13 protein-coding genes and 1 pseudogene are annotated in these 13,394 nt (G+C 72.0%); 8 read left to right on the top strand and 6 right to left on the bottom strand.

Features of this window, described 5'->3' with window-relative positions; translation table 11 throughout:
* The first annotated feature begins 320 nt into the window (after positions 1-320).
* Positions 321-1,121: an IclR family transcriptional regulator gene (locus ABZ154_RS29655; RefSeq protein ID WP_356837451.1), complete on the top strand. Its 801-nt coding sequence runs from the start codon at positions 321-323 to the stop codon at positions 1,119-1,121.
* A 3-nt stretch (positions 1,122-1,124) separates the two neighbouring features.
* Here ABZ154_RS29655 and ABZ154_RS29650 read toward each other — a convergent pair whose 3' ends face one another.
* Positions 1,125-1,805, bottom strand: a complete 681-nt coding sequence (locus ABZ154_RS29650) for an ABC transporter ATP-binding protein (RefSeq protein ID WP_356837450.1) — start codon at positions 1,803-1,805, stop codon at positions 1,125-1,127.
* On the bottom strand, positions 1,802-2,884 hold the full coding sequence (locus ABZ154_RS29645) for an ABC transporter permease (RefSeq protein WP_356837449.1): 1,083 nt from the start codon (positions 2,882-2,884) through the stop codon (positions 1,802-1,804). Before ABZ154_RS29645 ends, ABZ154_RS29650 begins: the two co-directional genes overlap by 4 nt.
* A 110-nt stretch (positions 2,885-2,994) precedes the next feature.
* Here ABZ154_RS29645 and ABZ154_RS29640 point away from each other — a divergent pair, with 110 nt between their 5' ends.
* Both ABZ154_RS29640 and ABZ154_RS29635 read left to right on the top strand, forming a co-directional pair.
* Positions 2,995-4,248, top strand: a complete 1,254-nt coding sequence (locus ABZ154_RS29640) for a sensor histidine kinase (RefSeq protein ID WP_356837448.1) — start codon at positions 2,995-2,997, stop codon at positions 4,246-4,248.
* Positions 4,245-4,889, top strand: a complete 645-nt coding sequence (locus ABZ154_RS29635; RefSeq protein ID WP_356837447.1) for a response regulator transcription factor — start codon at positions 4,245-4,247, stop codon at positions 4,887-4,889. The genes ABZ154_RS29640 and ABZ154_RS29635 overlap by 4 nt, the downstream gene beginning before the upstream one ends.
* 22 nt (positions 4,890-4,911) lie before the next feature.
* Here the strand turns inward: ABZ154_RS29635 and ABZ154_RS29630 are convergent, their stop codons facing one another.
* The gene (locus ABZ154_RS29630; protein WP_356837446.1) at positions 4,912-5,226 is read right to left on the bottom strand and encodes a DUF5955 family protein; all 315 of its coding nucleotides are present in this window, start codon (positions 5,224-5,226) and stop codon (positions 4,912-4,914) included.
* A gap of 190 nt (positions 5,227-5,416) precedes the next feature.
* Here ABZ154_RS29630 and ABZ154_RS29625 point away from each other — a divergent pair, with 190 nt between their 5' ends.
* From ABZ154_RS29625 to ABZ154_RS29615, 3 genes and pseudogenes are all read left to right on the top strand, one after another.
* Positions 5,417-6,022, top strand: a complete 606-nt coding sequence (locus tag ABZ154_RS29625) for a nucleotidyltransferase family protein (RefSeq protein ID WP_356837445.1) — start codon at positions 5,417-5,419, stop codon at positions 6,020-6,022.
* A gap of 282 nt (positions 6,023-6,304) precedes the next feature.
* Positions 6,305-7,924 (top strand): malate synthase A, encoded by a 1,620-nt coding sequence (gene aceB, locus ABZ154_RS29620; protein WP_356837444.1) that lies wholly within the window; start codon positions 6,305-6,307, stop codon positions 7,922-7,924.
* A gap of 287 nt (positions 7,925-8,211) precedes the next feature.
* Positions 8,212-8,421: pseudogene (locus tag ABZ154_RS29615) on the top strand (DNA/RNA helicase domain-containing protein); the annotation flags it as partial.
* 115 nt (positions 8,422-8,536) lie between these two features.
* On the opposite strand, the gene ABZ154_RS29610 reads toward ABZ154_RS29615, so the two are convergent.
* Positions 8,537-9,529, bottom strand: coding sequence for a fibronectin type III domain-containing protein (locus ABZ154_RS29610; RefSeq protein WP_356837443.1), 993 nt, complete (start codon positions 9,527-9,529; stop codon positions 8,537-8,539).
* 160 nt (positions 9,530-9,689) lie between these two features.
* Between ABZ154_RS29610 and ABZ154_RS29605 the strand changes: the two genes are divergently transcribed.
* A complete protein-coding gene (locus tag ABZ154_RS29605; RefSeq protein WP_356837442.1) occupies positions 9,690-10,301 on the top strand; it encodes a TIGR03086 family metal-binding protein in 612 nt (203 codons plus the stop codon).
* An 80-nt stretch (positions 10,302-10,381) separates the two neighbouring features.
* Here the strand turns inward: ABZ154_RS29605 and ABZ154_RS29600 are convergent, their stop codons facing one another.
* Positions 10,382-11,065, bottom strand: coding sequence for an alpha/beta hydrolase (locus ABZ154_RS29600; protein ID WP_356837441.1), 684 nt, complete (start codon positions 11,063-11,065; stop codon positions 10,382-10,384).
* Between ABZ154_RS29600 and ABZ154_RS29595 the strand changes: the two genes are divergently transcribed.
* Positions 11,054-11,608: a chitosanase gene (locus tag ABZ154_RS29595; RefSeq protein WP_356837474.1), complete on the top strand. Its 555-nt coding sequence runs from the start codon at positions 11,054-11,056 to the stop codon at positions 11,606-11,608. The two genes, ABZ154_RS29600 and ABZ154_RS29595, sit on opposite strands and share 12 nt — an antisense overlap.
* 60 nt (positions 11,609-11,668) lie before the next feature.
* On the opposite strand, the gene ABZ154_RS29590 is transcribed toward ABZ154_RS29595, so the two are convergent.
* On the bottom strand, positions 11,669-13,081 hold the full coding sequence (locus ABZ154_RS29590) for a nucleobase:cation symporter-2 family protein (protein WP_356837440.1): 1,413 nt from the start codon (positions 13,079-13,081) through the stop codon (positions 11,669-11,671).
* Between the last annotated feature and the right edge of the window lie 313 nt (positions 13,082-13,394).

The following is a 13,394-nucleotide window of genomic DNA, read 5'->3' as shown; positions in this document are numbered from 1 at the left end:
ACGAACTGTTGAAACTCCTGAAGGAGTCTTCACTCGGGAATCACCCTCGTCAAGACCCACTTTCCACCGAGGGGGCCCGGCGGGCCATCCCCGCCACCCGACTGGAGGTTTCCACAAAGTAAAAGTCATATTTCGGAGTGCGGAACGTAGCATGGGCCAGGAGAGGCAGCACCGAGCCGTCGCACCGACCGCCGCCACACCGTCGGCACCCGGACAAAACAGCCCCTGACCGGCACGGACGCCGACCGGACAGCTGTGGGCCGATCGGGAAGCGCCCGGTAGGCTGCTGCCTTGCCTTCCGCTTCGAAAGGACCGTTGACGTGCCGCCGTCCCACGCCAGCACAGCCGACTCCAAGCCCTCCGGTGCCAGCGGTGGGGTGCAGTCGCTCGAGCGCGCCTTCGACCTGCTGGAGCGGATGGCCGACGCCGGGGGCGAGGTCGGGCTGAGCGAGCTGTCCGCGAGCAGCGGCCTGCCCCTGCCGACCATCCACCGGCTGATGCGCACGCTCGTCGTCTGCGGTTACGTACGCCAGCAGCCCAACCGCCGCTACGCGCTGGGCCCCCGCCTGATCCGCCTGGGCGAGTCCGCCGCGCGGCTGCTCGGCACCTGGGCCCGCCCCTACCTCCAGCGGCTGGTGGAGGAGACCGGCGAGACCGCGAACATGGCGCTGCTGGACGGCGACGAGATCGTGTACGTCGCCCAGGTCCCCTCCAAGCACTCCATGCGGATGTTCACCGAGGTGGGCCGCCGGGTCCTCCCGCACTCCACCGGTGTCGGCAAGGCGCTCCTCGCCGACACCCCGGCCGACGAGGTCCGCGCACTGCTCGCCCGCACCGGCATGCCGGCCGCGACCGAGAAGACGATCACCACGCCCGAGGGCTTCCTCGACGCGCTCGAGCAGGTGCGCCGGGCGGGGTACGCGGTGGACGACAACGAGCAGGAGATCGGGGTCCGCTGCCTGGCGGTCTCCGTGCCGAACTCCCCCACCTCGGCCGCGATCTCCATCTCGGGCCCGGCGGGCCGGGTTACGGAGAGCGCGACGGAGCGGATCGTGCCGATCCTCCAGCAGGTCGCGGGGGAACTGTCGGACGTGCTGGCGAGCAACGGGACGAGTGGCTGAGGCCTAGACCCCTGCGGGTACGGTCAGCCGCCCGTCGTCCATCGTCACCGTGCGGTCCGTCCGGTCCAGGTGCGCCAGGTCGTGCGTGACCAGCACCGTCGCGGTGGCGCGCTCCCGGGTCAGGGTGACCAGCAGGTCCAGCACGGCCGCTCCGCGCTCGTGGTCGAGTGCGCTGGTCGGCTCATCGACGAGGAGCACCTCCGGCTCGTTCACCAGGGCGCGGGCGATGTTGATCCGCTGGCGCTGACCTCCGGACAGCTGGTGCGGCCGCCGGTCCGCCCTGTCCGCCAGGCCCACGGCGTCCAGCAGTTCCAGCGCCCGGCGACGGGCTCTCCCGGCACGCCCGCCCGACAGGTGGGCCATCACCTGGAGCTGTTCGGCGGCGGTCAGCGAGGGCAGCAGGTTCGGCTGCTGGAACACGATCCCGATGTGCTCCCTGCGCAGGGCCGCCCGCCCCGCCGGAGTGAGCGGACCCGTCCTCGTACCGGCCACGACGACCTCGCCGGAGTCCGGGGTGACGAGAGTCGCGGCGGCGGCCAGCAGACTGGACTTACCGGAGCCCGACGGCCCGACGACGGCGGTGAGCGTGCCCGCCGGAACCTCCAGCGAGACCCGGTCCAGGGCGGTGAGCCGCCCGTCGCCGTCCGGGTAGGTGAGGGTCACGTCGGTGAGGGTGAGCGTCATCGGGCACTCCCGAGTGCGATGAGGGGGTCGACGGCGGTGATCCGCCGGATGGACAGGGCGGCCCCGAAGGCTCCGAGGGCGATCATGACGGCGGCGGGCACCAGGACGGTCGCCGCGTCCAGGACGAACGGCACCGGCCCCCCGCCGATCAGGACCCCGGCCCCGGCGGCGAGCGCGGTGCCGAGCCCCGTACCGAGGGCGAGCATCACCACGGCCTGCCCGAGGGCGTCGCGCAGGAGGTACGGGGTGGAGGCGCCGAGCGCCTTCAGTACGGCGATGTCGCCGCTGCGCTGGATGGTCCAGACGGTGAAGAAGGCGCCGATGACGAGGGCGGAGATGGCGAAGAGGAAGCCGCGCATGAGTTGCAGCGAGCCGTTCTCCGCCTGGTAGGAGCCGATCGCGGTGAGGGAGTCGTCGAGGGAGAGCGTGCGGGTCTCCGCCGCCTCGTCCCCGGCCGCCAGGTCGGCGCCGCCCGTGGTGGTCAGGGCGATCACGGTCGCCTGTTCGGCGGGGCCCGCGCCGTCGTGGCCGATCTGCTGCCAGTCGTCGAGGGTGGTCCAGACGACGGGCGTGTGGCTGTACGAGGCGTCTGCCGCGACAGCGGCGACCTCGCGCTCCGCCCGGCCGAGCGCGATCTTGTCCCCGACCTCGGCGCCGAGTTCCTCGGCCGCCTTCTCGGAGAGCACCACGCGCCCCGGGCCGATCCCTTTTGGCGCCAGAGTGCCGTCCGGCTCGACGCCGAAGGCCGACACCGCGGCCGTACGGTCGCCGGGGGCGGTGGCGTTCAGGGTCCGGATGCCCAGCGGCTGGGCGGCCTCGACCCCGGGGCGGCCGGCCCAGGCCCGCCAGTCGTCCTCGCGGACGGTCGAGTTGGTGAAGGACACCGGCTGGTCCCCGCGCGGGGCGGCGAACGCGAGGTGGTCGGCGTCCAGGCCGGTGACGGCCGAGACGTTCTCCCGGGCCAGGCCGGCCGTGAGGCCGGACAGCAGGCCCACGAGCAGGGTGATCAGGACCACGACCGACCCCATGAGCGCGAACCGGCCCTTGGCGAACCGGAGGTCTCTCCATGCGACGAACATGGGTCCATCGTCGGCTGTCCGGGACGGGGAGACATCGCGCGGGGGACGGTCCACAGATCAACCTTTCGATTGACCGGCCGCGCGAGGGCCGCCGCTACGCTGGACGAACCATGGATTCGCGTTCGCACACCCACGTCGCCGCTGCCCTGCGGCTCTGCCTGCACGCGCTGCTGACGGGCCTGCTGGCCCTGGTGGCGGTGCGTGCGGTGGGCGAGGGCGCGCCGCACGCGGGGGCGGTGGTGGCGCTGACACTGGTGACGGCGGGGGTGTACGGGGCGGGGGCGCTGGCAGGGACGCCGGGGCTCTCCAGGGCTCAGGTGCCGACCGGGGCGCTCGCCCCGACGGTGCGCCCCGGGACCAAGGCCGCCGCCACCTGGCTCGCCGTGCTCTGCGCTCTCTGGCTCGCGCTGCTCGTCCTGTCCCCCGACGCACTGTGGGTGGCCTTCCCGCTCTACTTCCTCCAGCTGCACCTGCTGCCCGCCCGCTGGGGCGTGCCCGCCGTCGTCGTCACGGCAGCCGCCGCGATCACCAGCTTCGTCGTGCACCGGCAGGAGATCGCCCCGGGCGCGTTCATCGGCCCGCTGATCGGTGCGGCCGTCGCCATCGCCACGGTCCTCGGGTACGACGCGCTGTTCCGGGAGAGCGAGCGGCGCCGGGAGCTGATCGTGGAGCTGGTGGCCACTCGGGCGGAGCTGGCCGAGGCCGAGCGTACGGCGGGTACCCTCGCCGAGCGTGAGCGCCTGGCCCGGGAGATCCACGACACCCTCGCCCAGGGCCTGTCCAGCATCCAGCTCCTGCTGCGCGCGGCCGAGCGCTCGCTGCCCGGGGACGCCCCGGCCACCGCGCACGTCCGCGCCGCCCGTGAGGCCGCCCAGGCCAACCTGGCCGAGGCGCGTTCCTTCGTACGGGCGCTGACTCCGCCGGACCTGGAGCACGGTTCGCTGGCGGCCGCGCTGGAGCGGCTCTGCGCCCGGACGACCGGGCCCGACCTCACCGTACGGTTCGCGGTCAGCGGTACGCCGGTGGAGCTGCCGACGCCGTACGAGGTGGCGCTGCTGCGGACCGCCCAGTCGGCGCTGGCCAACACGGTGCGCCATGCGGGGGCGGGCCGGGCGGAGATCACGCTGAGCTTCATGGACACCTCCGTGGCGCTGGACGTGGTGGACGACGGCCGTGGTTTCGACCCGTCGGGGGCGCCCGTGGACGAGCGCGGCGACGGCGGTTTCGGGCTGCCCGCGATGCGGTCGCGGGCCGCCACGCTGGGCGGCACGCTGAGCGTGGAGTCTGCGCCGGGCCTGGGCACGGCCCTGGCGGTCACCCTGCCGATGGCAGGCTCGGCCCAGGGCGAGGAGCGCGCAGCATGAACGAGGAGACCGCCATCCGGCTGTTGCTCGCCGACGACCACCCCGTCGTGCGGGCGGGGCTGCGCGCGGTTCTGGACACCGAGCCGGACTTCCGCGTCGCGGGTGAGGCGGCCACCGCCGAGGAGGCCGTGGCACTGGCGGCGGCGGGCGGCTTCGACGTCGTCCTGATGGATCTCCAGTTCGGATTGGGCCCGGGGATGCACGGCTCCGAGGCCACGGCGTCGATCACCGCCGCACCGGACGGCCCCCGCGTCCTGGTCCTCACCACGTACGACTCCGACGCCGACATCCTGGCGGCGGTCGAGGCGGGCGCGAGCGGCTACCTGCTGAAGGACGCGCCCCCGCAGGAGCTGGCGGCGGCGGTGCGCACAGCGGCGGCGGGCCGCTCCGCGCTCGCCCCTTCGGTGGCCCACCGGCTGCTGGACCGGATGCGCACGCCCGCCGAGGCGCTGACGCGGCGGGAGCTGGAGGTGCTGCAGCTGGTCGGGGAGGGGCTGTCCAACCTGCAGATCAGCAGGAAGCTGTTCCTGAGCCAGGCCACGGTCAAGTCCCACCTGGTGCACATCTACGCGAAGCTCGGCGTGGACTCCCGTACGTCGGCGGTCGCGGCGGCGACGGCCCGCAGGCTGATCCGCCGCTGAGTCGACCGGGCGACGCCCGGTCTCACCCGCGCGGCGGCTCCCCGAAGAGGTCCACCGCGTTGCGCACGTCGCGCAGTGCGGCGGCGAGTGCGCTGACCGAGCCGATCGACCCCGCGATCAGCAGCAGCGAGCTGCGCATGCGCGGGATCTCCGGGACTCCGCCGACCGCCATGGCATCGAGTGCCGCGAGCTCTTCCTCGGCGATGGGCCGGTCCGGGAATAGCGCGGGAAGCCCGGCCAGTTCACGGCGGAGCCGGGAGACGGCCATGCGCAGCTCCGCCACCCTCGGGTCCTCGCCGCTGCCGGTGACCCGCTTCTGCCCCGCGCTTCGCAACACAGCACTCCCCCTCGCACGTCCTTGTGCCGGTGTGACCCCCGAACCCCGGCCGGTGGCCAAGTACCGCGGTTCGCCCGCAAGTTAACGCCATGACAGGCAGTGCGCGCCACTCCACGGACAGAAATCAGGGTGACCCCTGAGAGTGATATGCGTGTCGCGTGTGCGAACGGCTCGGTGGTATCCAGGGCTCATGGCTTCTCATGCGAACAATCCCAAGGTGGCGGGGGTACTGCTCGCCGCGGGCGGCGGCCGGCGGCTCGGAGGCCGCCCCAAGGCCCTGCTGGAGCACCACGGCCGCCCCTTGGTCGAGCACGCCCTGCGTGCCCTGCGCAACGGCGGCTGCGGCCCGCTCCATGTGGTGCTGGGCGCGGCGGCCGACGAGGTGCGCGCCCGGGCCGATCTGACGGGCTCGGCGGTGACCGTGAACCCGGGGTGGGAGGCGGGCATGGGCTCCTCGCTCCGGCTGGGTCTGGCGGCCCTGACCGGTACGGGCGCGGACGCGGCGCTCATCCTGCTGGTGGACCAGCCGGGGATCGGGGCGGAGGCGGTGGCGCGGGTGCGTCTGGCGTACCGGTCGCGGAGGAGCCTGGTGGCCGCCTCGTACGACGGGGAGCGCGGTCATCCGGTGCTGTTCGGGGCTGAGCGGTGGGCGGACATCGCCGCGGGGGCGGCGGGTGACCAGGGGGCCCGGGCGTATCTGCGGGAGCACCGCGATGCGATCACGCTGGTGGAGTGTTCGGATGTGGCACAGGCGTACGACATCGACACCGCGCAGGACCTTACCCATTTGGAATGAGCCGTGGAGGACCCGCGGAATGACCCGTGGAAGGACCCGATGAACGCTCCGTGCCGACCCTGGCACGCTGCGCCGCCGACGGCCCGATTCTGTCGACCCGGAGAATCTCGACATCAACAAACCATTGAACTTCCACCATGAGGAAACTACTATCCACTGGTCAGAAGCCCTCTGAACCTCAGACGGCACCCACGGCCGTATCTCGGAGCCATGGCACGCCGTGCCGTCTCAGGCGACCCGGCGGCCACGAGACGCCGCCGCCCGCTGAAGGAGTGACAGCTCATGTCCGCACCAGCGCCGTCCACGCTGGCCATCGTCGATGCCGAGCCCCTGCCCCGGCAGGATGAGGTCCTGACCGACGCGGCCCTCGCGTTCGTGGCCGAGCTGCACCGGCAGTTCACGCCGCGCCGCAATGAGCTGCTCGCCCGGCGCACCGAGCGCCGCGCCGAGATCGCCCGCACCTCCACGCTGGACTTCCTGCCCGAGACGGCGGCGGTCCGCGCGGACGACTCCTGGAAGGTCGCCCCGGCCCCGGCAGCCCTGAACGACCGCCGAGTGGAGATCACCGGTCCGACCGACCGCAAGATGACGATCAACGCGCTCAACTCGGGCGCCCGCATCTGGCTCGCCGACTTCGAGGACGCCTCCGCTCCCACCTGGGAGAACGTGATCCTCGGCCAGCTCAACCTGACCGACGCCTACGAGCGCCGCATCGACTTCACCGACCCGAAGTCCGGCAAGTCGTACGCGCTCAAGCCCGCCGACGAGCTCGCCACCGTCGTCACCCGCCCCCGCGGCTGGCACCTGGACGAGCGCCACCTCCAACTGGACGGCACCCCGGTGCCCGGCGCACTGGTCGACTTCGGCCTCTACTTCTTCCACAACGCCCAGCGCCTGATCGACCTCGGCAAGGGCCCGTACTTCTACCTGCCGAAGACGGAGTCGCACCTGGAGGCCCGCCTCTGGAACGACATCTTCGTCTTCGCCCAGGACTACGTCGGCATCCCGCAGGGCACCGTCCGCGCGACGGTCCTGATCGAGACGATCACCGCCGCGTACGAGATGGAGGAGATCCTCTACGAGCTGCGCGACCACGCCTCCGGGCTGAACGCCGGCCGCTGGGACTACCTCTTCTCCATCGTCAAGAACTTCCGTGACGGCGGTGCCAAGTTCGTCCTGCCGGACCGCAACGCGGTGACGATGACCGCCCCGTTCATGCGGGCGTACACCGAACTCCTGGTCCGCACCTGCCACAAGCGTGGCGCGCACGCGATCGGCGGCATGGCGGCCTTCATCCCCTCGCGCCGCGACGCCGAGGTCAACAAGGTGGCCTTCGAGAAGGTCAAGGCGGACAAGGACCGCGAGGCGAACGACGGTTTCGACGGCTCCTGGGTCGCCCACCCCGACCTGGTCCCGATCGCGCTGGCCTCCTTCGACGCGGTGCTCGGCGAGAAGCCGAACCAGAAGGACCGGCTGCGCGAGGACGTCTCGGTGGCGGCGGGCGACCTGATCGCCATCGACACCCTCGACGCCAAGCCCACGTACGACGGCCTGCGCAACGCCGTCGCGGTCGGCATCCGCTACATCGAGGCCTGGCTGCGGGGTCTGGGCGCGGTCGCCATCTTCAACCTGATGGAGGACGCGGCCACCGCCGAGATCTCCCGCTCGCAGATCTGGCAGTGGATCAACGCGGACGTGGTCTTCGAGAACGGCGAGCACGCCACCGCGGACCTGGCCCGCAAGGTCGCCGCCGAGGAACTGGCCGCGATCCGCGAGGAGATCGGCGAGGAGACCTTCACCGCCGGCAAGTGGCAGCAGGCCCACGACCTCCTGCTCCAGGTCTCCCTGGACCAGGACTACGCGGACTTCCTGACGCTGCCCGCGTACGAACAGCTGCGCTGACCCCGTCGCCCGTACGAACCACCGCCCCCGGCACCGCACAGCGCCGGGGGCGGCGCGGTTTGTCCGGGGTCTTCACCCGAGCCCGTGGCACCGGTTCATCTCCTGCATGTCCCACGCCGTTCATCTCCTGCATGTCCCACGCCATGACGATGTCCTCGTCCGGCTCGCGCCACTCCAGGAACCCGTCCTCGTCGACGTACGGCTCGTACGCACCCCAGAGGCCGTCCTGGAAGCCGCGGGCCGTGGACGCGAGGAACGCGGTCGCCGCCGAGTGCCTGTCCGGCCCAAACCGGTACACGCCTGCGAGCGATCACGCCGGGAAGGCTCAGGTCGAGGAGCTCATCGACGCGGCACGCGTGCCGGTCCTCCTCCTTGACGAACACCAGGTGGTGAGGCCCGGAGAGACGGGAACCGTCACGGAGATCAGGGCGGGTTCCCGCTTCCCCGCCCGCGCCGCCGCCCGTATCGGTGCCGTACGCCGCCGCGTACTCCACCTGCGCGCCGTCTCCCAGGTCCATGCCTCAGCCCCTTTGGCCCCCCGGTCCTTCTGGGATCAATGGACCATGAGCGGCGAGGGGCCGCACGCCTGGGAGGCGGATGGACCAGGAGGCGTCAGTCCGTCAGGACGATCGTGGGCTGGGCCGAGAAGTCACCCCACTTGCCGTCCGGGAGCTTTGCCCTGAGCTTCACCGAGTAACGGGTTCCCGCCGGGTCGGCGAGGTTCAGCCGGTAGGTGGCCCGGCCTTTCGGCGGCGTACCGCCCCAGACGATGGTGGTGGTCAGCTTGCCGTTCAGGTAGAGCTGATAGGCGGGGATCACTCCGCCCGTGTCGGGCTGGTCCCAGGAGAGGTCGACGGTGAACTCGGCCCCCTCCTTGCCGATCTCGGTGCGCAGCCCCGTGGGGGCGGTGCTCGCGGGGGCACCGGGGGCCGACTCGGTGGTGAGGTCGAGCGGGTTGCTGTCGGCCGAGGACTTGTCGGAGGCGTCCCGGGCCCGGACGGTGAAGGTGTAGACGGTCCCGGGGCGCAGGCCCGTGAGCTTCGCCGTCGTCCCGGAGGCCGGGACGCTGTGGATCCGGGAGCCCTCCTGGTAGATGTCGTACGAGCTGACGCCGACGTCGTCCTTGGACGCGCCCCAGGTGAGGGTGGCGGCCCGGCTTCCGTCGGCGCTGCCTGTCAGCTTCGTCGGGGCGGTGGGTGGCGTGTCGTCCTGGGGCGGGGTCGCCTGGGTGGTGACGGGGATGGCCTTGCTGGGTGCGGAGAGGTTACCTGCGGCGTCCTTGGACCGGACGGTGAAGGTGTAGTCCGTCGAGGCCGTCAGCCCGTCGACGTCGATCATGGTCTTCGTCGCCGCGACGCTCTTGACCTTGGCCCTCCCTTGGAAGACCTCATAGCCGGCGATCGCCTTGTCGTCGGAGGCGGCCTTCCACATGACGTGCACCGAGGTGGAGCTGCTGGCCTGCGCGGTCACCCCGCTGGGGGTGCTGGGGGGCTGCGTGTCGGCTTCGGCGGTGCCGCCGCAGGCCGCAAGGAGGGGGGTGAGGAGCAGGGTGGTACAGGCCAACGCGGCAGATATGTGGGGGCGTTGCACGGTGGTGCCTTCCATCCGGACAGCAATGGTCCAGACCTGTATGACATGGCACGGGGGTTGCCGACAAGAGGACGGCGAGGAACCTTCCGCTATGTGGTGGTGTGCGCCGCGCTCCTTCCGAGGGTGCGGCAGGTCCGTGCCGATGAGTTCTCGGCCGTGGGACGGTCTGTCCTGTATGGACTCCGACAGCACGCATGCCTCCGCTCCCGCCCTCGACCTGGAGCCGGCCGCGCGACGGATCGTCGGCCTGCTCGACGCGATCCACGACGACCGGCTGGGCGGCCCCACGCCCTGCCCGGACTACGCCGTACGGGAGCTGCTGGCCCACCTGACCGGACTGGCCACCGCCTTCCGCGACGCGGCCCGCAAGGACCTCGGGGCGAGCACGGCCGTCCCTCCCGGCTCCGCCCTGCCCGTACTCGACGACGACTGGCGCGAGGTGCTGCCCCGGCGACTGGAGGAGGTGGCGGCGGCCTGGCGCTCCCCCGCCGCCTGGACGGGCATGACCCGGGCGGGTGGGGTGGAGCTGCCCGGCGAGGTGGCGGGGGCCGTCGCGCTCGACGAACTGGTCGTCCACGGCTGGGACCTGGCCCGGTCGACCGGACAGCCGTACGAGGCCGGGGAGGCCGAGCTGCACGCCTGCGCCGCCCTGCTCGCCCCGGTGGACGACGACCCGGACCGCGGGGGCGTCTTCGGCCCGCCCGTCCCGGTGCCGGACGACGCCCCGCCGCTGGACCGGGTGATCGGCCTCAGCGGCCGCCGGCCGGACTGGCGGCCGGGGAACTGAGCCGGGAACGGCTGCCGGGGAGCTGAGGAGACAGGCACCGGAACGGAACCCCCGGCACCGTCCACGGCGAAGCGGGCTCCTCAGCTGGTGAAGAACTCCGTGATGTGCGCGGCCACCTGGTCGGCCCGGGTCTCGTGCATCCGGTGGCCGCCCGGGACCGTGATCAGCCGGCAGTCCGGGATCAGGGAGGCCATGTCGGCCTGGCGCTCCTGCGGCATCCGGCTCTCCGGGCCACCGGTGATGATCATCGTGGGGGCGACGATCTCGCCGAGCCCCTCGTCCGCGTCCGGGCCGGGGTCGGCGAGCTGGTCGCGTACGGCGGGCACCGCGTTCTCGTCGTAGTCCACCGGGCCCTCGGGCCGCCCGGCCGGGCCCGGGTCGCCGGGGAACGGGGCCGGGGTCTCCACCAGAACCAGCCGCTCCACCCGGTCGGAGTGCTCGTGGGCCACCAGCCGGGCGACGGCGCCGCCCATCCCGTGACCGACCAGGCCCACCCGGTTCAGCTCCAGCTCGTCCAGGAAGCCCACGACGTCCTCGGCCATCAGCGCCAGGTCGTACTCGTCGGGCCAGTCACTCTCGCCGTGGCCGCGCAGGTCCAGGGCGAAGACCCGCCACTCCTGGCCCAGCAGGGGGCCGGCCGCCTCCCAGTCCGCGGCGCTGCCGCCGAGGCCGTGCAGCAGCACGACGGGCGAGCCGAAGGGATCGCCCCAGGTCCGGTACGCGAGGCGCACATCGCCGACATCCACAACTGACTGATCTTCCATACCCCTGACGCTACAGCCGCCGGGCGGCCATCCGCTCCACGGGCCCGGCCACGGTCGAGGCCATGGTGCCGCCCCCGGCCTGACGACTCGCACGCCGGGCTCGGTGATCCGTTCGAAGGCGGGGCGAAGGCGGCGGAGGACTCCGCCTTCCGCGCCGCGCAGGACGCGGATCGGGACGCCTCCTGCTTCGATCCCGAAGGTGGAGCAGGCCGGAAGGACGGGCCCGGGGCGCTGGGCAGTTCACCTACTACGACGCGAACGTCATGCACGGGGTCGGGTGACACGGAGGGCTCGGTCGGGCTCCGGACGATGCGCCGCGAGGCCCTGGCGGCGGCCCGGTCGCCCGCGCGGGGCGGCGACGAGAAGGCGTATCCGAACGCGTTCCTCGATGCCCGGGTGGCCGCGATCGGCCGGGAGCCGTCGCACACCGGCGCCAGCCGGGTGGAGGCGCCCAGCGGAATTTCGTACGGGGAGAAGCTGCAGCTGGAGACACCGTTGCGGTGGACGGTGTACGGGGACGGCTACCGCGTCGAGAAGGGCTGACGCGCGGCCGAAGCCCCGCGTGGGACGCGGGGCTTCACCGGGCGGCGTACGTCGGGAGGGTCAGTGCACGCCCACCCCGGCCGCCGCCGGGACCACATGTTCACCGTTCGCCCCGTCCTCGTCCTCCGCGTCCGGCTCGCGGCCGAAGTGGTTGAAGGCGAGGTTCAGCACGATGGCCACCACACAGCCGGTCGAGATGCCCGAGTCCAGGACGACCAGCAGGTCCTCCGGGAAGGCGTGGTAGAACTGCGGCGCCGCGATCGGGATCAGGCCGATGCCGACGGCCGCCGCCACGATCAGTGCGTTCTCGCCCTTCTCCAGTGCGGCGGTGGCCAGGGTCTGGATGCCGCTGGCCGCGACCGTGCCGAAGAGGACGATACCCGCGCCGCCGAGCACGGGCAGCGGTACGACGGCGATGACGGAGGCGGCGACCGGGACCAGGCCGAGGACGATCAGGATCACGCCTCCCGCCGCGACGACGAACCGGCTGCGGACCTTGGTCATGGCGACGAGCCCGATGTTCTGGGCGAAGGCGCTGCACATGAAGCCGTTGAAGAAGGGGCTGATGGCGCTGCCGAGGGTGTCGGCCCGCAGGCCGCCCTCGATCACCTTCTCGTCGGCCGGGCGGCCGACGATCTTGCCGAGCGCCAGCATGTCCGCCGTGGACTCGGTCATGCAGACCAGCATCACGATGCACATGGAGATGATGGCGGCGATCTCGAACTGCGGGCCGCCGAAGGCGAACGGCGTCGGGAAGCCGACCACGTCGGCGTTCTTCATGGCGCTGAAGTCGGTGATGCCCGCCGGGATGGCGATCAGGGTTCCGACGATCAGGCCCAGCAGGATCGCGATCTGCTGGAGGAAGCCGCGCAGCAGCTTGCGCAGGGCCAGCACGATCACCAATGTCACGGCGGCCATGGTGATGTTGGTCATCGAACCGTAGTCGTCCGCCGCCGCGTTGCCGCCCTGGGACCAGTTGAAGGCGACCGGCAGGAGCGAGACACCGATCAGGGTGATGACGGTGCCGGTGACGACCGGTGGGAAGAAGCGGACCAGTTTGCAGAAGTACGGGGCGAGGACGAAGCCGAGCACGCTCGCGACGATGATCGCGCCGAAGATCACGGATATACCGTCGTGTCCCCGGTCCTTGCCTATCGCGATCATCGGGGCCACACCGGCGAACGAGACGCCGTTGACGAAGGGCAGCCGGGCGCCGACCTTCCAGAAGCCGATGGTCTGGAACAGGGTGGCGATGCCCGCGGTGAAGAGGCTCGCCCCCATAAGGAAGGCGGTCTCCTTGGCCGTGAGGCCGACGGCCGGCCCCACGATGAGCGGCGGGGCCACCACGCCCGCGTACATCGCGGCCACGTGCTGGAGGCCGCTGGTGAACATCCTCAGCGGGGGGAGGGTCTCGTCGACCGGATGTTTCCGGCCGTCTGCTGCTTCTGCTTCTGTGACGGCATCGTCCGTCACGTCGGGGGCGGCTGCATCTGCGTCTTTGCGAAACCTGGGCTCAGCGGCCACGGCGGTTCCTCCGGTCGGTTACGCGTCGTCGGCGACGCGGGTGTCAGGGAGGTGCTGCGTATGTGGTGCGGTGGTGCTTGCGGCTCTCTCAGGTGGTGCAGGTCGTGCAGGGGGGTGCGGGGGGCTCGCACGGTCGGGGGTGTGTGCGGGCAGCGTTCATCACCGCCTGGCGGGCCGGCCGCACCGCCTCAGACAACACGGTCACCCGATGCCCTGCCGGTCGGGCAGCAGGGCGAACTGCCGGTCGGCGGCCACCGGAACG

The organism is Streptomyces sp. NPDC006261 (assembly GCF_040613515.1).
Lineage (GTDB): Bacteria > Actinomycetota > Actinomycetes > Streptomycetales > Streptomycetaceae > Streptomyces.
Note: the sequence above shows the minus strand (reverse complement) of the source record. Positions and strands in the feature narration are given on the sequence as shown.